Source organism: Blastococcus mobilis, assembly GCF_900188025.1.
Classification (GTDB): Bacteria; Actinomycetota; Actinomycetes; order Mycobacteriales; family Geodermatophilaceae; genus Blastococcus_B; species Blastococcus_B mobilis.
In genome coordinates, this window is sequence record NZ_FZNO01000039.1 from 1 (window position 1) to 21,430 (window position 21,430).

17 protein-coding genes are annotated in these 21,430 nt (G+C 72.4%); 10 read left to right on the forward strand and 7 right to left on the reverse strand.

Annotation, left to right across the window (positions count from 1 at the left end; translation table 11 throughout):
* The first annotated feature begins 772 nt into the window (after window positions 1-772).
* Complete coding sequence (locus CHB94_RS22485; protein ID WP_141137605.1) at window positions 773-1,186, forward strand: DUF6640 family protein; 414 nt, start codon at window positions 773-775, stop codon at window positions 1,184-1,186.
* Here CHB94_RS22485 and CHB94_RS26425 read toward each other — a convergent pair.
* Window positions 1,113-1,706 (reverse strand): transposase, encoded by a 594-nt coding sequence (locus CHB94_RS26425; RefSeq protein WP_368073875.1) that lies wholly within the window; start codon window positions 1,704-1,706, stop codon window positions 1,113-1,115. The genes CHB94_RS22485 and CHB94_RS26425 overlap by 74 nt on opposite strands.
* 565 nt (window positions 1,707-2,271) lie before the next feature.
* On the opposite strand from CHB94_RS26425, the gene CHB94_RS22495 reads away from it, so the two are divergent.
* Entirely contained in the window at window positions 2,272-3,534 is a 1,263-nt protein-coding gene (locus tag CHB94_RS22495) for an amidohydrolase (RefSeq protein ID WP_089338791.1), read from the forward strand.
* A gap of 17 nt (window positions 3,535-3,551) precedes the next feature.
* Here the strand turns inward: CHB94_RS22495 and CHB94_RS22500 are convergent, their stop codons facing one another.
* The 3 genes from CHB94_RS22500 to CHB94_RS22510 all read right to left on the reverse strand — a co-directional run bounded on the left by CHB94_RS22500 (window position 3,552) and on the right by CHB94_RS22510 (window position 6,700).
* Window positions 3,552-4,202, reverse strand: a complete 651-nt coding sequence (locus CHB94_RS22500) for a trimeric intracellular cation channel family protein (protein WP_089338792.1) — start codon at window positions 4,200-4,202, stop codon at window positions 3,552-3,554.
* A 208-nt stretch (window positions 4,203-4,410) separates the two neighbouring features.
* Window positions 4,411-5,802 (reverse strand): IS630 family transposase, encoded by a 1,392-nt coding sequence (locus tag CHB94_RS22505; protein WP_303395995.1) that lies wholly within the window; start codon window positions 5,800-5,802, stop codon window positions 4,411-4,413.
* A 484-nt stretch (window positions 5,803-6,286) separates the two neighbouring features.
* Window positions 6,287-6,700 (reverse strand): nuclear transport factor 2 family protein, encoded by a 414-nt coding sequence (locus CHB94_RS22510; RefSeq protein ID WP_176445696.1) that lies wholly within the window; start codon window positions 6,698-6,700, stop codon window positions 6,287-6,289.
* A 305-nt stretch (window positions 6,701-7,005) separates the two neighbouring features.
* Here CHB94_RS22510 and CHB94_RS22515 point away from each other — a divergent pair, with 305 nt between their 5' ends.
* Window positions 7,006-7,890, forward strand: a complete 885-nt coding sequence (locus CHB94_RS22515; protein WP_089338794.1) for an LLM class flavin-dependent oxidoreductase — start codon at window positions 7,006-7,008, stop codon at window positions 7,888-7,890.
* Window positions 7,891-7,939: 49 nt separating this feature from the next.
* Here CHB94_RS22515 and CHB94_RS22520 read toward each other — a convergent pair whose 3' ends face one another.
* The 3 genes from CHB94_RS22520 to CHB94_RS22530 are packed head-to-tail and all read right to left on the reverse strand — an operon-like array spanning window position 7,940 to window position 12,956.
* Window positions 7,940-9,136, reverse strand: coding sequence for a metal-dependent hydrolase family protein (locus CHB94_RS22520; protein WP_089338795.1), 1,197 nt, complete (start codon window positions 9,134-9,136; stop codon window positions 7,940-7,942).
* A complete protein-coding gene (locus tag CHB94_RS22525; RefSeq protein ID WP_089338796.1) occupies window positions 9,133-10,905 on the reverse strand; it encodes a hydantoinase B/oxoprolinase family protein in 1,773 nt (590 codons plus the stop codon). Before CHB94_RS22525 ends, CHB94_RS22520 begins: the two co-directional genes overlap by 4 nt.
* Window positions 10,906-10,907: 2 nt before the next feature.
* Window positions 10,908-12,956: a hydantoinase/oxoprolinase family protein gene (locus tag CHB94_RS22530; RefSeq protein WP_089338797.1), complete on the reverse strand. Its 2,049-nt coding sequence runs from the start codon at window positions 12,954-12,956 to the stop codon at window positions 10,908-10,910.
* 443 nt (window positions 12,957-13,399) lie between these two features.
* On the opposite strand from CHB94_RS22530, the gene CHB94_RS22535 reads away from it, so the two are divergent.
* From CHB94_RS22535 to CHB94_RS22565, 7 genes are all read left to right on the forward strand, one after another.
* A complete protein-coding gene (locus CHB94_RS22535) occupies window positions 13,400-13,714 on the forward strand; it encodes an antibiotic biosynthesis monooxygenase family protein (RefSeq protein WP_141137607.1) in 315 nt (104 codons plus the stop codon).
* 70 nt (window positions 13,715-13,784) lie between these two features.
* Window positions 13,785-14,810: a sugar ABC transporter substrate-binding protein gene (locus tag CHB94_RS22540; protein WP_217899445.1), complete on the forward strand. Its 1,026-nt coding sequence runs from the start codon at window positions 13,785-13,787 to the stop codon at window positions 14,808-14,810.
* A 79-nt stretch (window positions 14,811-14,889) separates the two neighbouring features.
* A complete protein-coding gene (locus tag CHB94_RS22545) occupies window positions 14,890-16,404 on the forward strand; it encodes a sugar ABC transporter ATP-binding protein (protein ID WP_089338799.1) in 1,515 nt (504 codons plus the stop codon).
* Entirely contained in the window at window positions 16,401-17,399 is a 999-nt protein-coding gene (locus tag CHB94_RS22550) for an ABC transporter permease (protein WP_089338800.1), read from the forward strand. The genes CHB94_RS22545 and CHB94_RS22550 overlap by 4 nt, the downstream gene beginning before the upstream one ends.
* Before the next feature lie 20 nt (window positions 17,400-17,419).
* On the forward strand, window positions 17,420-18,751 hold the full coding sequence (locus CHB94_RS22555) for a hydantoinase/oxoprolinase N-terminal domain-containing protein (protein WP_089338801.1): 1,332 nt from the start codon (window positions 17,420-17,422) through the stop codon (window positions 18,749-18,751).
* Window positions 18,748-19,872: a DUF917 domain-containing protein gene (locus tag CHB94_RS22560; RefSeq protein ID WP_089338802.1), complete on the forward strand. Its 1,125-nt coding sequence runs from the start codon at window positions 18,748-18,750 to the stop codon at window positions 19,870-19,872. Before CHB94_RS22555 ends, CHB94_RS22560 begins: the two co-directional genes overlap by 4 nt.
* The gene (locus CHB94_RS22565) at window positions 19,869-21,422 is read left to right on the forward strand and encodes a PucR family transcriptional regulator (protein ID WP_089338803.1); all 1,554 of its coding nucleotides are present in this window, start codon (window positions 19,869-19,871) and stop codon (window positions 21,420-21,422) included. The genes CHB94_RS22560 and CHB94_RS22565 overlap by 4 nt, the downstream gene beginning before the upstream one ends.
* Window positions 21,423-21,430 lie beyond the last annotated feature (8 nt).

The window sequence follows — 21,430 nt, forward strand, 5'->3', positions numbered from 1 at the left end:
CCAGCCGGGCCCACTCCACATCAGTCAGATCGTGACGATCGCGCACACACCAGGCCTACCGAACCCGCCGGTCAAGATCGGTGAGACACGCCCTAACGCTGTCCGGGGACACCGCGGCGGGGGTGACGATGCTGTGCGGGTCCCCGTCCCCGACGGTGACCAGGTGTGGGTAGTTGCCGCTGCGGCCGTGGGTGAGCGCTACGTAGAGCAGTCTGGGCTACCCGACCACGGTGCCCGGCGCCCAAGGCGTCACCGCCGACACCTGCCACACCGGGCTCCACCGGCACCGAGTCCCGCCAGTCTGCACGTGCTCGCGCACGTCCGGCGGTCAGCTTGTGCGGCGACATCACGCCCGCGGACCGTAGGAATGTGTCCTCTAGCCCGACGCGCTCATCCTCCAGTGCCTGTCGCACCGACCTGCACAGCCAGGGCTCCTCGGTCGAGCGTGGAGGGGGAGGAGCCGCGGCTGGTGCGCGTGCTTGTCGTGAGCGGCGCTGTGCATCGCAGGAATCCGGATGGTGGCCGCGCGGTGGGGCGTGGGAGCGGACCGTTCGCACCGCGATTGAACGGACTGGAGACGTCTGAGGCGGGGCCTGGTCTTGCGGTCGGGCATAGCCGACGCTGGTGACCTGGCGCCGTCGCTCCTCGGCGGACGCGGCCTTGGCAGTTTGGCTGCGCCGCCGCCCGTCTGGTGGTCGGCTGCGGTGAGCGCAGCATCGGAGGCTGCGCCCGCAGCCGCTGTGCAAGGGCGACGCGGAGAGGAAGGCACGCGATGAGGACAGGCCGGTTGGTGCTGACCGGCACCGCGGTGGGCACGATCGTGGGCACGGCGCGCGCGGACCTGAACGCCTCCCATGTGTTCCATCCGGACTGGCCGCCGCACGCCCGTTTTCACGGCGCGGCCGGCTGGGGCACGGTCGCCGGCGCTCAGCTGCTCGCGCTGTGGTTGCTGTGGCGACCGGCGTCCTCCACCGCCGAGCAGGAGCTGGCGGCGAAGACCGCGGCGCTCCTGCCGGCGGTCGCGTGGGCGCCGTTCTTCACTGCTTTGGCCACACCTGGCACCGCGGTCGAGGACGAGCCCGGGCACCTACCGCGCGTGGCCGGCATGCCGCTCAACCTGGTCCCCGCAACCCTGGTGCCGGCCGTTGCGGCCCTCGGCTACCTGCTGCACCGGCGCGGTCTGTAGCCCATCGCACCGGACGAGCTCCCACCAGGCCGGTCCAACTGGACGTGCCGGACGCCCCGGGGCAGGCTCGACCATGCGACGTCGCGCGCTGAGGGACGATGGTCTCGCTCAGGCCGTCGCGGACCTGAGATGACGCTCCTCTTGTGCCAAGCGCTGGCCAGCGCGCTGCTCCACTGCTGCCGGGCAGAAGGCGAAGGTGCCTGTCTGGGGGCGTCCTCGAGTTAAGGTGGTGGTAGATCTCGCGGGCGGCGTAGCGCTTGAGGCAGCGCATGATGTCGTGCTTGCCCATGCCTTCGGCGGTCCGCCGGGCGACGTAAGCCCGAGTCGGTGGATGGGTCTTCATCCGGACCAGGATGATGCGCCAGAGAGCGCTGTTGGCTTGGCGCTCGCCGCCGCGGTTGACCCGGTAGCGGCGGGTGTTGCCGGAGGATGCCTGCATCGGTGAGGCGCCGCAGAGCGCGGCGAAGGAGCGCTCGTTGGCCAGTCGTTGACCACGGCACCGCGCCCGGCGTCGCACCACTCTGCGACAGCGGCATCCCGGGTGCGCAGGAAGTCGGCGACGCGCGCCGCGGCGCCACGGGAGGTTGAGCGTCCGGCCTCGTCCTCTGGCGACGGGAGGACCACGTCACCGTGACCCCATCCCTCGCCGCGCGGGCCATCGCCCTCGCCGCGGACGACGTGGCGGGAGTGGCCACGCGTGGCGAGTCGATGCCAAGCCCCCGAGGCGGGACGCTCGCAGACCCGGTGGCCCAGCGGGATTATCTCGTCACGTTCGGCGTTGCAGTGCGAGCTGCCCGTAGTGCCCGCGGTTCAGCAGGGGCAGATATGCGTTCGACCCGGAGCCTCGGGAGAGGACGCGCCATGGGCAATGTGTACCACGGCGTCCCGCGCCGAACTCGACGCTAAGGCCGGCGGGGGCGAGGACCCCTTGGATGTGCGGCGCGGCGAGACCGATGAGACATTTCGGGTGAGGCCGATGCGACGCCCCGGGTCAAACTCACGCACTTCCTCGTGATGGCAGCCCCGAAGCCCGGAGTCTCCTACCTGCGGGTCGCCGCGACCTCCGTCGTCCGAAGGGGGAAACCATGGGGTTGAACTCGGCCGTGGGCTCGGTGCTGGCCGGCCTGGAGAGCACGCGGGAATGGCAGGAGGAGCTGTACCGGGACGTCCATCAGCACCCGGAGCTGTCCCACCAGGAGCACCGGACCGCGGGCCTGGTCGCCGACCGGCTGCGGGGGGCCGGCTACGAGGTACACGAGGGAGTGGGCGGCACCGGCGTCGTGGGGCTGCTGCGCAACGGCGAGGGCCCTGCGGTGCTGCTGCGGGCCGACATGGACGCCCTGCCGGTGCGCGAGGCGACCGAGCTGCCCTATGCCAGCGAGGTGACCAGTACCGACGCCGACGGCAACGAGGTGCCGGTGATGCACGCCTGCGGCCATGACATGCACGTGGCCTGCCTGGCCGGTGCTGCGCAGCTGCTCGCCGACGGCACCGAGCACTGGGGCGGCACGCTGATCGCGCTGTTCCAGCCGGCCGAGGAGACCGGCGACGGCGCCCGTGGGATGGTCGAGGGCGGGCTCGCCGACCTCATCCCGGCGCCCGAGGTGGCACTGGCCCAGCACGTGATGCCGCTTCCCGCGGGGCAGGTCGGCACCCGCCCCGGCCCGGCGCTCTCCGCGGCGGACAGCATGCGGATCACCCTGCACGGGCGCGGCGCGCACGGCTCGATGCCGCAGGCGGCGGTGGATCCGGTGGTCCTGGCCGCGATGATCGTGGTCCGGCTGCAAGCCGTCGTCTCCCGGGAGGTGCCGCCGGGGGAGACCGCGGTGCTCACCGTGGGCAGCATCCAGGCCGGCACCAAGAGCAACGTGATCCCCGATCAGGCGGTGCTGCAGCTCAACGTCCGCACCTACACCGACGCGACCCGCACCACGGTCCTCGACGCCATCGAACGGATCGTCCGCGCCGAGTGCGCGGCCTCGAACTGCCCGAAGGAGCCGGAGTTCGAGCTGTTCGACCGGTTCCCGCTGACCGACAACGACGACGCCACCACCGACCGGGTCGCCTCGGCGTTCGCCGGCCCCTTCGGGGACCACGCCGGGCCGGTCGGGCAGCAGTCGGCCAGCGAGGACTTCAGCGACATCCCCACCGCGCTGGGCGTTCCCTACACCTACTGGTTCATCGGGGGCATCGACCCGGACACCTACGAGCACGCAGCGCAGGCCGGCCGGCTCACCGAGGACATCCCGGTCAACCACTCCGCGACTTTTGCGCCGGTCATCCAACCGACGCTGAACACGGGTACGCAGGCGCTGGTGGTCGCCGCGCTGGCCTGGCTGGCGGCCTGACATCGGGACGGTGCCGGTCACTCGTCGTCGTCGCGGGCCGGCTCCGGAGGTGCGAGCGGGTAAGGAGCGTTGAGGTCGTAACGGACGCCGACCATGCGGATGACGAAGCACAGGACGGCGGCGCCGACGGTGGCGAGGGTCCCGCCGGCACCGAGCAGGCTGGCGACGACCGCCGCGGTGGCGCCGATCAGCGCAGGAATGGCGTAGAACCCGCTGCTGAGAACCGAGGGGATCTGCCGGACCAGGACGTCGCGGATCGTGCCGCCGCCGACCGCGGTGATCGTGCCGACGATGACCGCCTGTTCCGGGCCGAAGCCCAGACCGATCGCCTTGGTGGCGCCGGTGACCGCGAACAGCGCCAGTCCCACGGCGTCCAGCACGGTGATCGGGGTGTTGAGCCGGTCCAGGCGGCGACCGAGGAAAAAGGCGATCAGGCCGCCTGCGGCGGCCACGGCGTAGTAGCGCCAGTCGGCGAACGTGGCCGGGGGCAGGCTGTCCAGCAGGACGTCGCGGATGGTCCCCCCGCCGACCGCGGTGATCATGCCGAGGGTGACCACCCCGACGATGTCCAGCCGCGCCGCCCGCAGGGCGGTCAGCGCGCCGTTCAGCGCGAAGGCGAAGGTTCCGACCAGGTCCAGGACGAGCAGCAACGTCGCTCCCGAGGGCACGGTGCCCAGTCTCCCGCGCGGTGGAACCGCACGGCGGGTCATCCGACAGGTGCGCCGACGCGTCGACCACTCCGGGTCGCGCGCGATTTCCGTGGCGGGGTCGGCGGGCGGCACTGGCAGGGCGGGCCACGTCACCGGTCCGGTCAAGGACGCGCCGATGCTGTCGTGGCATGCGGCCGTGGCGTCTTCGGCTGCGACTACTGCCCGGTCAGGCAGCCTTCGCCCGCTTGATGGTTGAGGCCCGCTTGACCACCTTGCGGAGCTTTGGGTCGGTGGCGTGTCCGTTTCGCCAGGCGATGTAGCGGCGGATCATGCGCGCCTGCTCGCGGGGGGTCGTGTGGTCGGTGCCGTCGAGGGTGACGTAGCGCAGCGCGGTGAACTGCGGCTCGATCCGGTTGAGCCAGGAGCCGTAGAACGGCGTGTAGGCGATCTCGACGTTGTTGGTCGTGGCCCACGCCCCGACCCGGGAGTCGGAGCGGGTGGACAGGTGTGGGCTGAAGTTGTCGCAGACGATCGCGATGCGCACGCCAGGCGGGTAGAGCGAGCGCAGGTAGCGGCAGAAGGCGAGGAATCGGGTGCGGCCCTTGCGCCGGGTGACGTGGCCGTAGAGCTTGTCCCGGGCCAGGTCCAGGCCCGCCATGAGGTGCCGCACGCCGTGCGGGCGGGTGTAGGTCGCCCGCCGCCGGCGCCGCCGGGGAGCGGCCGGATCGCCCTTGCCGACCGCGACCGGCGCCCACTGCTTGCCCGGGTGGGGCTGCAGGTTCAGCGGTCCGAACTCATCCACGCAGAACACCACCGTTGGGTCATTCGGGCCGGCAGCGGCGGTGCCGTCGGCGATCGCGTAGAGCTCCAGCACCCGGGTGGTCTTGGCGTCGTAGTCCGGGTCGGTGCTGGCCGTGAAGGTCTTCACCGCGTGAAAGCTGACGTCCTCCTCACGCAGCAACGCCCGTAGGCCCTCGTGGGAGATGTCGTCGACCACCCCCTCGGCGACCAGAAAGTCGGCCAGCTTGGACAGGCTCCACACCGAGAACGGCAGGTCGTGATCGACCGGCCGGCTCAGCGCGATCTGCTTGATCTTCGCCCGCTGCTTGAGGTCGAACTTCGGTGGCCGCCCGCCGGCGTAGCGCGAGTAGAGCGAGTCGAAGCCGTCGGTGTTGAAGTTGTGCAGCACGTCCCGGACCCGGTCCGGGCTGGTGAATGTCGGCGACCAGCCGGAGGTGCCGGTCGAGGACGCCGATGCGGAGCTCGCGGACCGCAGCCGACCCAGGCCCGGCAGGATCTGCAGATCGAGCCGGTCGCGGTAGGCCTGCATGGTCACCGGTGACAGGTCGGCCAGTCCGGCGTACCAGGCCTCGGCCAGGGCGGACACCCGGCTGTCGGCGGTGATCTCGCCGCCGGCCTGGATGTCGGCGCGGTCGCGCAGGGCGTTCTTCAGGGTGCGTTCGGCGGCGGCTTTGGTGGGTCCGCGGCGTTCGACGGCGCGGACCGCGCCGTCGTAGTCCCGGACCAGGACGCGGGCGCGGTAGCCGGTCTCGGTCTTGTAGCAGCGGATGGCGCCGGCGGTGCCAGGGCCAGCGGGGGACGTCCCATGGCGCCCCACCTTAGCCCCATTCTGTCCCCAGAAATTACCGGTCAGCGGGGGCGTGGAAAGGTCCACAACGGTCTCGTGGTGGGGGCGAACCACGGGCTCAGGGGGCAGTTCGTCATGCAGGAGAAGTGGTGGACGCGTCCGACCGGACAATCGCAGGGTTATTGGTTCGAGTGCAATTGGGGGAGCCAACCGCAGCTAGTCGAGCTGTGATCGGGTAGCCGAGCTAACCGACCCCACTTCATCCCCAGTGTCCCGTTATCTGGTCACCCCCTGATCACCCGAAGCTGGACAGGGGAGCTCCACTAGGCTCTGGCCAGAGGGTTTGCTGACCAAAGCCCTTCGCGGTGGCTTGACCCGTACTGGTTGGCATCCCAGACGCGGTGTGAGAGCAGGGCGAAGTCCAGTTCTGGGGCCAGGCTCCTTGTCCGAGACGAGCAGTTTGCCCTTCCCGGCCCCCGTCGTGTCACGAGCGATCGGGCCCCGGTCATGCTCGTCAGTCCCGACCGAGCGCGCGGTCGGCGACCCGGTCCAGTGCGCCCGTCGGGTGGTAGAGCCGCGCCTCGACGATCCGGCCGTCCCGGCAGCGCACCACGGAGCAGCCCGGCACGTCCAGCGGCGGTAGGTCGACGCCAGGGGCCGGTGTGCCGTGCATGCGCCACTCGATTGCGGCGGAGTCGCCGTCCTCCAGCGCGCCGACGAAGCTACGGGCGTAGTCGGGGTAGCAGCGGATCAACTCGGTCTGGACCGCGCGGTCCTCCGCCACCGAGGAGAGCGCCGGAACGCCGTTGACCAGCACCGCGAGGTCGGGCGCGACGAACGCGGCGGCCGCGTCGTGGTCGCCGCGGTTGGACGCCTCGTCGTAGGCGAGCCAGATCTCTCGCGGGCCGGGCCGGGCGGTGCACGTCACGTCTGATTCTCTTCTCGTCGTTGTCCAGACATATGCAATATGAAATTGTCCGGGCGGCGTAGTTGTCCGGACCGGGCACACGGCCCCGACTCCGTCGATCCGTCCTCGTCCGATCGGAGCACCCATGACCGCCGCCGGTACTCCCTGGCCTGGCGTCCTGATCGCCACCGCGCTGTCGCAGCCCGGCCCGGAGGTGGACCTCGACGCATCGAAACCTGTGATCGCGCGGGGCTGGAGCAGTTGATGTACCAGCACATCGGCCACGTACGGGGCAGCTGGGCAGGGCAGGTCGAGGGGACGTCGTCATGAGCACGGCACTGCACCTGTCGGCTCTGGTCCTCCCGGACCGGCACCCGACCACCGCGTTCATCGACGACGTGCGCGCCGCCGAGGACGCCGGGGTGCGGACGGTGTGGACCTACGACCACCTGACCTGGCCGCTGCTGGCCGACAGCCCCTGGTACGGCGCGGTGCCGCTGCTGGCCGCCGCCGCGATGCGCACCGACCGGGTGCGGCTCGGCACCCAGGTGGCCACCCCGAACTTCCGCCACCCGGTGCCCTTCGCCAAGGAGCTGATGACGATCGACCAGCTCACCGGCGGCCGGCTGGAGGTGGGCCTCGGCGCCGGCACCGAAGGACCGGACGCGACCGTGCTGGGCCAGCCGAAGCGCACCCTCCGCGAGCGGTCCGACCGCTTCGCCGAGTGGCTCGGACTGCTCGACACATTGCTGCGCCAACCGGTGACCACCGTGCGCGGCGAGCGGTTCAGCGCGATCGACGCCCACCAGCTCCCAGGCTGCGTGCAACAGCCGAGGCTGCCGTTCACCGTCGCCGCGACCGGCCCGAAGGCGCTGAGGCTGGCCGCCCGGTACGGGCAGGCGTGGGTGACCTACGGCCCCTACGGCCCGCAGGTGGAGCCGGCCGACTGGTTCACCGCGCTGGCCGAGCAGTCGCAGGGGCTGACCGACGTCCTGGCCGAGCAGGGCCGGGCACCGGACGCGCTGCGTCGCATCGTCCAGTTCGGGCTGGAGGTGCAGTGGCCGTTCCAGAGCGCCGAACGCTATGCCGACACCCTGGGCCGGTTGGCCGCTCTCGGGTTCGACGAGGTCACGGTGCACTGGACGCGGCCGGACGGGCGCGGCGTTCCGTTCCAGGCAATGCCCCTCCTCACCGCCGCCCACGGCCTCTGAGTGGAGTGCCAGGGCGCGGTTCCCGCCCCTGGCACTCCACTCAGCCGCGTCAGCCCGGCAGGACAGTGCCGGCCTGGACGACGGTGCGCCCGGCCGGGGAGCCCCACAGCACCGCCGGGTCCTCGAGCGGGTTGCCGTCGACGATGAGCAGGTCCGCGGCCGCGCCGGCCTGCACCCGCCCGAGGTCGGGCCGGCCCAGCAGGTCGGCGTTCACCGAGGTCGCCGACTGCAGCGCGAGCAGAGGGCCGTCGACCTCCACCTGCACGCGCAGGCCGGTGAGCTGCTCGTCCTCCAGCACGCCCATCAGGTCGGTGCCGAAGCCCACCCGGACGCCGGCGGCCCGGGCGAGCTCCACCGCGCTCCGGCCGGCGTCGAGGACCTCGCGGTTCTTCGCCCGGGAGACGTCGGCCATGCCCAGCTCCCCGCCCCGGCGCTCCATCGCCTCGTAGGTGCCCAGGGTCGGCACCAGGAAGGCCCCGGCGGCGGCCATCACCTTCGCCGTCTCGGCGTCGAGCAGGTTGCCGTGCTCGATGCTGCGGACCCCGTTGGCCACCGCGTGCCGGATCGCCTCGGGGGAGTAGGCGTGCGCGGCCACGTAGCTGCCCCGCCGGGTCGCCTCGTCGCTGACCGCCCGCACCTCCTCGGCCGAGTACTGCGGGATCCGGATCGGGTCGGTGAGTGAGACGACCCCGCCCGATGCCATGATCTTGATCGCGTGCGCGCCGCGGCGGAAGCGGTCGCGCACTGCCCGGCGCAGCGGGTCTACCCCGTCGACGACCTCGACCGTGTGGGCGTGACAACCGCAGAAGTCGGTGTCCGGACCTCGTACGTCGCCGTGGCCGCCCGTCTGGCTGAGCGCGGCCCCGGTCCACAGGTAGCGGGGGGAGGGGATCAGCCCCTCGGTGATCGCCCGCGCCAGCCCGGCGTCACCACCCGACGGGTCACGGATCGTGGTGAAGCCGCGGGCCAGCGCACCGGCGAGCCGCCGGCTCGCCGCCAGCGCGACGTAGCTCAGCGGCCGCGTCTCGATGGCGAACATCTCCAGCGAGATCCCGTAGGCGTGGCAGTGCGCGTCGATGAGCCCGGGCAGCACCGTCCGGCCTCGAGCGTCGACCACCCGGTCGGCCGGCCGGGGCACGCCGCCGACGGAGACGATCTCCCCGTCGACGACGTGCACCGGGCCCTCGGCCAGCTCGTCGGAGACACCGTCGAACACCAGGCCGTTGACGATGGACAGGGACGTCACGCGCCCGCCGTCCGCAGCCTGGCGGTGGCGTCGACGTCGACGGTGAAGGTGTGCGCGTCGACGACCACGCCGTAGTCCCGTTCCGCGGCCGCCACGGAGACGAAGCCGTTGCGCACGTCGCGGGCGATCAGCTCCGGCTCGCGCTCCAAGGGGTTGCCGTAGCCGCCACCACCACCGGTGTTGTTGGCCAGCACGTCGCCGGTCTCGAGGTGGTTGTAGCTGCCGCCCTGCACGACCTCCCGCGGGGTTCCCGGGTTGAGCACCACGTGGTTGTTGTCGCCCTCCAGGCCGCCGAGCACCGCCCACGGCTTGGTCTTGGTCTTGTAGACCAGGCAGATTCCGGTGGTCGGAGCGGTGAACCGGTACACCCGGCTCACACCGACCCCGCCCCGGTGCCGGCCGGCACCGCCGGTGTCGGGCCGGTAGCCGTAGGACTCGATGAACATCGGCGACTTGGTCTCCAACACCTCCACCGGGTTGTTCCGGCAGCCCGGCTCGGACAGGTGCATGATCCCGTCCGCGCCGTCGCCGCCGGCGTGCCCGCCGAAGCCGACGGCCTCGTTGGTGGCCTCCAGCCAGTTCTCGCCGTTCCGTGGGTTGACGCCCAGGCCCATCATGGAGCAGACGTCCCCACCGGAGCAGGCCGGGACGACGTCCGGCATGCCCTGGGCCAGCGCCTTCAGCACGACCTCGCCGCCGATCAGCGCCGTCCACAGGGTGAAGGTGGGCATCGGCGGGACGGCGTGCATCACCGAGCCGCGCTCGGTGACCACCCGCAGCGGCCGGAAGTTGCCGGCCACCACCGAGGTCTCCGGTGTGGTCAGCGCCTTGAAGATGAGGCTGCAGAACGCCTCGGTCTGGCCCACCGGCAGGTTGATCGGCCCCCGCACGTCCCGCTCGCTGCCGGTCCAGTCGATGACCATCTCCTCGTCGGTGACGGTGACCGTGACGTTCATCTTGATCATGCGGTCCAGGTCGACGCCGTCGGAGTCGACGAAGTCGTGCGCCGTCCAGGTGCCCTTGGGCATCTTCGCCAGCGCCAGCCGGGCCAGCCGCTCGCCGTGGTCGTTGATCGCCCGCATGGCGGCCAGGAGGGTCTCGGTGCCGTACTTGGCCGCGATCTCCTGGGTCCGCCGCACCCCGGTCACGCAGGCGGAGACCTGGGCCTGCATGTCACCGATGGTCCGCTCGGGCAGCCGGCTGTTGAACTTGATGATGTTGAAGACGTCCTCGTTCGGCTCGCCGGCCCGGTAGAGCTTGGTGGCCGGGAAGAAGATGCCTTCCTGGGACATGTCCGTGGAGTCCAGGACGTAGCCCGGGTCCTTTTGCTTGAGGTCCAGCACGTGGATCCGGCAGGAGGCGAAACCGATCAGCTGGGTGCCGACGTGGATAGGGGCGAACATCAGCGGGTCCAGGGTGTGCGCCGAGGACCAGTACGGGAAGTTGAGCAGGAAGACGTCACCCGGGTTCATCTTGTCCGTGCCCAGGAAATCGATCGCCTCCTTGATGCCGTGGTCGTTGCCCCGGGTGAAGACCGCGATCCCGGGTGCGTCGGCCACGACGTCGCCGGCGGCGTCGTGGAGGCCGATGCCGTAGTCGTGGATCTCGTAGACGACGGTGTTGTACGCCGTCCGGCACAGGTTGCGGGCCATCTCCTCGGCGCTGGCGAGCAGGCCGTGCCGGATGATCTCGGTGGTGATGGAGTCGATGGTGTCCGAGTCGGTGGTGATGGAGTCGGTGGTCACCGGCTCGGTGGTGGTGCTCGTCATGGTCAGGCCCTTCCCTCGGTGCCGATGCTGATGACCATTTCTCCGTGCGTGCCCACCCGGAGGGCGTCCCCGGCGTGGATGACGGTGGTCGCGGTGTGCTCGGAGATGACCGCCGGCCCGCTGATCTCGTCCCCGTTGAGCAGCTGCTCCCGGGTGTAGAGCGCGTAGGGGACCGCCGGCTGCGACTCCGACAGGTGGACGTTGCGGTGTCCCTCGGGCGCCGGCGTCGGGCCGGAGCGGGTGGGCAGCACCGGCAGGGTCGGCTTCCCGACCGCGCCCGTTGCGCGCAGCCGCATGGTGGTGACCTCGATGGGGTCCTCCATGACGTGCCCGTACTGCCGTTCGTGCAGCTCCGTGAAGAGCTTCTGCACCTCGGTGGCGACGTCGACCACGCCATCGGGGACCGGCACGGTCACCGAGTGCTCCTGGCCGCTGTACCGGACGTCCACGCTGCGGGTGAGCACCTGCAGGTCAGGGGCGAAGCCCTCGCCGGCGAGCACCGTCTCCGCCTCGGCGGTCATCGGTCCGTACGCCGCGTCGAGGGTGGCCTGGTCCACGTCGGCCAGCGGGGTCACGGCGGTGCGGGAGAAGTCGTGCTGCACGTCGGCCATGAGCATGCCGAAAGCGGAGAACGCCCCCTGGCCCGGTGGCACGATCACCGTGGGGATGCCGAGCTCGTGCGCGACGTCGACCGCGACCAGCCCCCCGCCCCCGCCGAAGGAGAGCAGCGCGAAGTCCTTGGGGTCGCGGCCGACCTCCACGGTGATGGCCCGGACGGCGCCCATGATCTTCGTCGTGGAGATCCGGACGATCCCGCGGGCCAGCGCCTCGGTGCTCAGGCCCAACTGCTCGGCGATGGGGGCGAGGGCCGCCGTGGCCGGGTCCAGCTGGAGGGTCAGCCGGCCGCCCAGCGGGCTGCCCGTGCCCAGGTACCCGATCGCCAGGGCGGCGTCGGTGAAGGTGGGCTGCGTGCCGCCACGGCCGTAGGACGCCGGACCGGGGGCGGCTCCGGCGCTCTGCGGACCCACCTGGAGGGCGCCCGCGCCGTCCAGCCAGGCGATGGAGCCACCGCCGGCCCCGATGGTGTGGATGTACAGCGACGGCGTGTTGATCGGCAGGCCCTCGAACTCGGCGCCCTGGTGCAGCACCGGGGCGCCGTCGACGATCAGCGAGGCGTCGAGGCTGGTGCCGCCCATGTCGATGGTGATCAGGTTCGGCTCACCGATCAGCTGCGAGAACGCGGCGGCGCCGATGACCCCGCCGGCCGGCCCGGACAGGATCAGGCTCACCGGTTGCTCGCGGGCCGAGCTGGCGGTCATCGCACCGCCGCCGGACCGGGTCATCAGGAAACGGCCGCCGAAGCCGCCGTCGGCCAGCTGGCCCTCGAGGGTCTGCAGGTACCGCCGGACGATCGGCTTGACGTACGCGTCGAGCACCGCGGTGCTGGTCCGCTCGTACTCGCGGTACTCGCGGGAGAGCTCGTGCGACAGCGTCACGACCACCTGCGGCGCGACCTCGGCGAGGATCTCGCGCATCCGCAGCTCGTGCTCGGGGTTTGCGTAGGCGTGCAGGAAGGCGACGGCGACCGAGTCGTAGCCCCGCTCGGCCACGGTGGCGGCGACCTCGCGGGCCGCGGCCACGTCCAGTGGACGGTGCACCGAGCCGTCGAACAGACTGCGCTCGGGGACCTCGAAGGTGTCGTAGCGCTCCAGCAACGGCGCCGGCGGCCGGTAGGTGATGTCGTAATTGGTCCGGCGGTCCGTGCGGCCCAGCAGGTAGACGTCGCGGAAGCCCAGCGTGCCGATCACCGCCGTACGGGCTCCGGTGCGGGTGAGCAGGGCGTTGAGCCCCAGCGTGGTGCCGTGGGTGAACATCGTGACGTCGGAGAGCTCGGACTCGGTCACGCCGAAGGCGTCGAGCACGCCCGCGGTGGGCTCGGCCGGGGTGGTGGGGACTTTGTCGAAGCGCAGTTCGCCGGTGTCGGGAAGCAGCTCCACCACGTCGGTGAAGGTGCCGCCGACGTCGATGGCGACGCGGCTGGAGCGGGACATGTGGGTTCGCCTTTCGTGCCTACCGCGGCCCCGGTGCAGGTACGCGGAACGGAGGCCGGCCGGCCCGCGCGGCGCGCGGGCGACCGGTCGTACGAGGAGGGAGCACCCGGCAGTCGACAGTCGACGGCGAGCCCCGGCCCGCGCAGTCGTGCTGGAACGTGCAGGTGTGCAGCCGGTCCCAGGTCCCGCTGTCCCACGGACCAGGGGTCCGCGCGGGGGGAGTCGGCGTTGGAGCACGGCCGGTTGGCACGGCCGAGCGCGGTCACGCTGACACAGCGCCGGAGGGGGTGTCAACAGGTCCTCGGGAGGATCCTGGAAGCCTGGTTGCGGCTCCGGGCACGTGCACAGTCGGGCCGACGGCGGCTGTGCGGAGCGCACAACCCGCCCCTTTCCGCCCCGGACAGCATTCCCCCACTCGACGACCTGACCCCAGGGGAGTGCACGTGATCCGCAGTGTCCTGTCGCTCCGGGCGGCCGGTGGCGACACCGGTGCGCTGGAGGCCTTCTACGCGGACCAGCAGATCCTCGAGCGCGCCCGTGAGTTCCCAGGCTGCCGGGACGCGGTCCTGCTCAGGGCCATCGACGGAGGGTCGGTCACGCACCTGGTCATCGCTGACTGGGACGGGGCCGAGGACTACCAGCGGTGGGTTCAGGACCCGTGGCGCGCGGCCGTGTCCCGGCAGCTCGCCGACCTGTTGGACACCGAGTCGGACGAGCCCGTCGTTGGCGGCGTGTTCGAGCCCGTCCCGGCTCGGTGAGCGTCGACCGTCCCACCCTCCCGTCCCCACCCGTTCCCCCCGGCACCACACCCAGCCAGAGGAGCAGTCAGTGAAGAGAAGGTCCCGCCTCACGACGATCGGAGTGACGGCGGCCGTCGCCGCCGCCGTCGCCGCCTGCAGCAATCCCGCCGACGGCGCGGACAGCGGATCGGCGAACGCGACCGCGGCCGGCGCCGACGAGGAGCTGAGCATCGGCTTCTTCGGCTTCGCCAAGGCGAACAGCTTCGCCCAGGCGACCTGGGCGGGCATCCAGGAGGTCGCCGCCGAGAACAACGCCACGGCGACGTTCATCGACTCGAACTTCGACGGCCCGACGCAGGTGAACCAGCTCCAGGACGCCATCACCTCGAAGGCCTACGACGTCGTGATCGTGCAGGCCAACGACGGCACCGCGATGGTCAATCCGGTCAGGCAGGCGGTCGCGGCCGGCATCACCGTGGTGGTCGAGTTCACCCCGGTCGGCGGCGACTACAGCACCGCCGAGCCGCAGGTGGAGGGCACCATCACCATCATCGACCCGCCCACCGTGAACGGGGAGGGGCTGGCGAAGATGGCGCTGGACGCCTGCCCGACGGTAACCGACGGCGACTGCACGGTCGCCTACCTGCAGGGTTTCGAGAACTACCCGCTGGACGCCGCCCGCACCGAGGCGGCCGTCGACGCCCTCGAGGCCGGGGGCGTCACGGTGATCTCGAACCTGGTCGGTGGCTACACCGCCGATACCGGCCGTGCGGCCATGCAGAACCTGCTCCAGGCGCACCCCGAGGTCGACGTGGTCATCGGGTCAGCGCAGGCCATCGGCGGCGCGGCCCCGCTCGCCGAGGGGAAGAACATCACCTTCGTCGGCAACGGTGCCTCCACCCAGGCGTACGAGGCCGTGCAGGCCGGCAGGTGGTACGGCACCTACGCCCTGCCGGAGAAGCAGGAGGGCGCCAAGGCCGCCGAGCTGGGGCTCGCTGCCGCCCGCGGGGAGGACGTCCCGGAGTCCACGGTGGCCTGCGAAGAGCTGACCGACTACGACTGCCTGGGCACCAAGGAAACACTGGCCGGCAAGACCGCCGACTACTCCGACTGACCCCTTCGTCGCCACGGTCCGGGAGCTCCGCCACGGCTCCCGGACCGTGGCCGTACGGCACCGGAACAGGAGCTGGGCCATGACACACACGCCTCTGCCCGCGCCGGCCATCGCGGTGCGCGGGGTCGGCAAGAGCTACAGCGGCGTCAGCGTGCTCCGGGGCATCGACCTGGACATCGCCCCCGGCGAGGTGCACAGCCTGGTGGGGGAGAACGGCGCCGGCAAGAGCACCCTGCTCAAGATCCTCGGCGGGGCCATCCGCGCCGACGAGGGGACGCTGAGCTTCGACGGCGACCCAGTCGCGCTCGGCAACCCGCGCGACGCCATCGCGCACGGCATCAGTCTGATCTCCCAGGAGGGTGCGCTGGTGCCGGCGCTGTCGGTTCTCGACAACGTCTTCCTCGCCCGGTGGTCGCACCGCGCCGGGCTCCTGCGGAGCAGGGCGGATCGCCGCCGGTTCGACGAGCTCATCGAGGTCACCGGCTTCGACGTCGACCCCGGGGCGCGGGTCGACGGGCTGCCCATCGGCACCCAGCAGCAGGTGGAGATCCTGCGCTCGCTCGCCCGGGGGGCCCGGGTGCTGGCCCTGGACGAGCCCACCGCCGTGCTCGCCGAGCACGAGAAGGCCAATCTGCTCGCGCTGATCCGCCGGCTGGCCACCGGGGGCACCACGGTTCTGCTGGTGTCGCACTTCCTCGACGAGGTGCTCAGCGTCGCCGACCGGGTCACCGTGCTGCGGGACGGCGAGCTGGTGCTCACCGGGGACGCCGCCGAGCAGACGCCGGGGTCGCTGGTCCGGCACATGGTCGGCCGGGAGCTCGACGTCCTCTACCCTGAGCCGGCACCGGTGCCGGCCGATGCCCCCGTCCGGCTCTCCGCCCGCGGGCTGAACCGGGGCATCGTCTCCGACGTCGACCTGGAGGTCCGCGCCGGTGAGGTGCTCGGCATCGCCGGCCTGGTCGGCAGCGGGCGCACCGAGACGCTGCGCCTGCTCTTCGGCGCCGACGCGGCCGACGCCGGAGTGGTCTCGGTCGACGGTGAGGAGCTCACCCGGCTCACGCCCCGCCGGGCCATGGACGCCGGCATCGCCCTGGTCCCCGAGTCACGCAAGGAACAGGGCCTCGTCATGATGCGGTCGGTGCGCGAGAACATCGCACTGGCCTCGCTCAGCTCCCGTCGGGCAGGCCCGTTCGTCCGTCCGGCGGCCGAGCGCTCCGCGGTGGCCCAGGTGTCCAGGTCGGTCGACATCCGGGCGGCCCGTACCGACGCCGCCGTCGAGACCCTCTCCGGTGGCAACCAGCAGAAGGCGCTGTTCGCCAAGTGGCTGAGCCGCTCCCCGAAGATCCTGCTCATCGACGAGCCCACCCGCGGCGTGGACGTCGCCGCCAAGTCCCAGATCCACCACCTCATCACCGAGCTGGCCGCCGGCGGCATGGCCGTCGTCTGCGTCTCCTCCGAGATCGAGGAGCTGCTCGCCCTCTCCCACCGGGTGCTGGTGCTGCGGCACGGCCGCCCGGTCGGCACCTTTTCGCGCGGGGTCGACCGCGAGGTCGTCATCAGCGCCGCGTTCGGAGACGAAGGAGAACACGCGTGACCGTCGAAGCCGCACCCACGACCGGGACTCCGGCACCGTCCAAGGGCGAGGTCGAGCAGCGCAAGGGGGTACGGGTCCGCGACTACGGCATCCTGGCCGCCCTGGTCGCGATAGTCGTGGCGCTGTCGCTCAGCACCGACACGTTCCTGACCTCGGGGAACCTGGTCAACCTCCTCGACCAGGTCGCCGTGGTGGGCCTGCTCGCCACCGGTGCAACCGTCTGCATCATCAGCGGGGTCTTCGACCTGACCGCCAGCGCCACCCTCGCGCTGTCGGCGATCATCGGTGTACTGGTGGTGCAGCACACCAACGTGTTCGTCGGCTTCGTCGCCGCGGTCGTGGCCGGGGCGCTGCTCGGCCTGATCACCGGCACCATCGTGGTGCGCAGTGGGGTGAACTCGTTCATCGCCACCCTGGCGACCAGCATCATCTACCGCGGCCTGGCGGTGGTCGTGACGGGCGCGGCGATCCTCTACCCGCTGACCGAGCAGGCCGAGCAGTTTGGCATGCTGACCTGGCCGTCGCTGTTCGGCCTCACCTCGGCGACGATCGTCTTCGTCGTCGTGGTCGGGATCATCGCCGTCCTCATCGCCGCGACCACCTTCGGCCGTCGGATCTACGCGGTCGGCGGCAACGCGGAGGCAGCCCGGTTGTCCGGCATCCGGGTCGGGTCGGTGCACGTCTCGGCCTACATGATCAGCGGGATCTGCTCGGCCCTGGCCGGCCTCATCCTGGCGTCCCGGGCCGGCTCGGCGCAGTCGAGCATGGCCACGGGCATCGAGCTGACGGCGATCGCCGCCGCCGTCATCGGCGGCACCAGCATCCTCGGCGGCGAGGGGGCCGTCTGGCGCGGCGTCGTCGGCGCGCTGATCCTCACGCTGATCGGCAACGGGTTCAACCTGCTCGGCTGGGACACGACCTACCAGCAGGTGGTGACGGGCGTCCTGATCCTGCTGGCGGTCGGCATCGACCGCTGGCTGCGCCGCCGCCGCTGAGGCGCGGTTAGCCTGCGGTCGTGATCACGGCTGCCGGGCGGTCCGCGAGCGCCGGGGTCAGCATGCGCCCCGACGGCTCGCGGGCCGTCGTCGTCGTCGAGGGGGCGGTGCTCCCGGTGCGCCGGCCGCCGACCCAGGACGTCGACGCGCTGATGGCGGCGATCGTCCGCACCGCCACCGACGCGGCGGGGCCGAACGCGCTGCGGGCGGTCACCGTCGACGTCTCCGCAGTGCTGCTCGACGCGGTGGTCGGGGCCCGGCCGTCGCTGCCGCTGGTCGCCGTCGTGCGGGTCGTTCCGCGGCCGGCCGACGATCCCGAGCTGGCCCGGTCGCCGGCTCGGTTCGTGGAACGGCTGATCAGCCACCGGTGGACCGTGGCGGGCGGGCACGACCTGCTGGGCAACGAGCTGCGGCCGCTGGACGAGGCCATGTTGGCCGCGGTGTGCGCCGAGCTCGTCCAGACCGACGCGCGGCACCTGGCCGTCGTCGCGGCCGGCTCCCAGGCCCGGCCCGAGCACGAGCGAGCGGTCGCCGACGCGGTGCAGGCCGCCGTCCCGGGCGCCCGGATCTCGGCCGCCAGCGACTTCGGTGGCCAGGGTCTCATCGCCCGGGAGGCCACCGTCGTCCTCGACTGCACCCTCGGGCAGCTCACCGACGCCCTGTTCACCCGCTGGGAGGCCGCGCTGGAGCGGCACGCGCCGGGCGTCCCGCTGAGGGTGGCGCGGGGTGACGGCGGGTTCAGCACGCCCTCGCCGGTGCGCGCCCGGCCGTCGGTCGCGCTGGGTGCCGCGGACGCCGCAGAGCTGTGCGGTGCCGCGCACATGGCGGCGCACGAGGACTGCCGGGTCCTCCTGCGGCGACCGGAGGGCCAGGTCGCGGGGGACGTGCGGCGGGGCCTGCCGGTCGTGCGGTCGGCCCAGCTCGTGGAGCTGGGCACGGCGCTCGTCGTCCCGACCGCCGTGCTGGCGCCGGAGCCGGGCGGCGCGGACGGCGGGCAGGTCCTGCGGGTCACCGACCTCCCGATCGTCGTCGCCGACGGCGACCCGTACGAGCGGGTGTGCGCGGGCGCGGCCACGAGCCAGCCGACCGGGTGGGTGGACGAGATCGCCTACATCGGGTCCGCCGCCCGCCTCGCCGGCGCGCGCCGGGAGGCCGAGGAGCGCGCCGCGGCGATGGTCACGGCCAACGGGGCCGCCCCTGGGACCTCGTACCTGATCGAGTCCTCGATCGTCGCGGTGCCATACAGCCCGTCGGGGACGGTGCGCATCCGGGTGCGCGTGGCCGGGGCGTCGGAGACGTTCGTGCCCGGCGCGGCGGTGGGGCCGGAGCACCCGCTCGAGGTCGCGCCATGAGCACCGCGCACGCCGCGACCGCCGGGGGCTATCTCGGCGCGAGCACCTCGATCTCGGCCGACGACGTGCCCGCCCTGTACGAGGGCGCCAGGTTCTACGCGCCGGCGGTCGGCGACGCCTACAAGTCCCCTCTGACCTCCTGGCTGACCGGGCTGCTGGACCGCAACGGCCCGGTGTCCCTGCGGCGTCCGGAGGCGATGCCACCGAACACCCGGTGCGTCGCGCTGTGCGTGGTCGGCTCCGGCTCCGCGTTGGCCGACCTGCCGCCGGCGGGGGACGAGTTCCAGCTCGCCGTCCAGCGGATCGAGCGGCTGCAGGGGGCGCCCTTCGGTGCCGTCTACCCCCTCGCCGCTGCGACGGTGAGCGCCCTGGTGCCGGTGGTGGCTGCCGCGCAGCTGGGGGTCCCGCTGCTGGACGCCGACGGGATGGGTCGCACCTACGCCCTCATCCACCACACCGCCATGTACCTGGCGGGCCTCTCGCCGACGCCTCTGGTGGCGCACGGGCCGACCGGGGAGAGCGTGCTCATCGACGTGCAGATCGGTCCCCGTGCCGACCGGTTGCTGCGGGCCAACGTCGACACCCTCGGCGGCTGGGCCGCGCTCGCCGCCTACCCGACGACCGCCGAAGTGCTCCGCCGGGCCGCACTGCCAGGCACCGTCTCCCGGCTGCTCAACGTCGGTCGGCTGCTGCTGGAGCGCCCTACTCCGGACGTGCTCGTGGCGCGGCTCGCCGCCATCACCGGGTGCAGCCGGATCGGCCGAGGGCGGATCGTGGAGCTCGAGCACCTCAGCCGGCCCAACGACGTGACGATCCCCGGCCACCCGTCCAGCCTGGTGCTGGAGGAGAGCGGCGGGCAGCGCCGGCAGCTCCGGCTCGAGCTGCGCAGCGAGATCGTCGCCGTATTCGCCGACGGCCGGCTCGTCGCCGCTGTGCCCGATCTGCTGTGCCTGTTCGACGTCTCGCGCGGGGAGGTCGCCAGCCTGGACAGCCTCGAGCCGGGCGACCTGATAGACGTCCTGGTGACCCCGGCGGAGGCCGTCTGGTACTCGGCGGAGGGGATGGCCATGGTGGGCCTGGGCTCGCACGGCATCGGCCTCGACCACCCCCGGCGCCGATGAGTCGGCCCCGCGGCTCCGCGCTGCCCGGAACGCTGCCGATCACGCTGGCCGAGCTGGTGCGCATCGCACCGCTGGCCGCCGGGGAGGTGCTGCACCTGGCCGATCCCGCCCGTCCGGTGGAGCAGGTCGTCGTCGCCGAGACGATCGACCGGCTGCGGCGCAGCTCGCCGCACTCGCTCGTGGTGCTGCACGCCGATGCCGCGGCCGGCGGCTGGTCGCTGGCGGCCGCGCTGCACCTGGCGTGGGAGCGCAACGCCTCGGCGGTGGTGGTCGCCCGCTCGGTGGCCGGCCCGTCCAGCGCCGCCCTCGCGCAGCGGCTGAACATGACCCTGGTCGTCATCGACGAGCAGCCGGTCGAGGTGGCGCTCCAGCTCGCCGGCCAGGTCAGCGCGCCGGATGCCGCCCGGGCGCTGCGCCAGGCGCTGTTCGCCGAGCGGCTGGCCGAGGAGAGCAGCACCCGGGCGGTGCTGAGCGCACTGAACGGCGAACTGGACCCCGTGCCGGTCGCCCTCGTGGTCGGTGATGCCGTGCTCGCCGGTCGCGCCGCCGCGCTGGTCGAGAGCCCGGACGCCGAGCAGGTGGAGGTGGACGTCAAGGGGCCGGGGGAGCGGCCGTGGGCACAGCTGGTCGCCGCCGTCCCAGCCCGGGTCCCCGGGGCCGCGCGGCAGGTCGAGGCGCTCCTCCGGCTGGCCCGCCCGGCCCTGCTCGCCTCCCTGGCCCAGGCCCGGCTCAACAGCGCACAGCGCGCCGCGCACGAGCAGGCGGGCTTCGGGCTGCTCCGTCAGCTGGTCGGTGAACCGCCGTCGACCGACCGGGTCGGCGCCGAGATCGAGGCACCGCCGTGGACCATCGACCTCGGCTGGCACGTCGACGGATTCAACCGGGCGGTGTGGCTGGCGCCGCTGCGCCCGGTGGGCCCGCCGCCGGAGCAGCTCACCGAACTGGTGCGGGCGGCCTGGCTGCGGGCCCGGCCGACCTGGCCGCTGGTGGCCGAGGACGACGGCTGGATCTCCTGGTGCAGCACCAGCGACGCCGACGACGTCACGGTGCTGCGCCCGACGCTGACCGGCTTCCGGGAGACCGCGGCCGCCCACGGACTGGTGATCGGCGTCGGCCGCCCGGTGCGGGGTGTCGCGGGGCTGATGCGGTCCGTCGCCGAAGCCCGGCTGGCGGCCCACGTCGCCCGCGACTCCGGGCCCGGCGCGGTGCAGTGGTTCGACCAGGTCGGCCCGCCGGCGGCACTGGCGTGGCTGCCCACGGCGGAGATCGCCCAGGTCGCCGACCTGTGCCTGCAGGACCTGATGGCCGCCAAGGACCGCAGCACGCTGGTCGACACCGTGCTGGCCGTGCTCGACTGCGGCGGGTCGCTCAGCCAGGCGTCGCAGCGGCTGGGCGTGCACCGCAACACCGTGCTGACCCGGGTGGCGCGGGCGCGGCAGCTGGGACTCGACTTCGAGGACCCGGGCCAGCGGCTCTCGCTGCACGTGCTGTGCCACGCCCTCGCGTCGCTGGCCGACGACCAGGGCCGGACGGGTAACGAGACGGCCTGACCAGGAGG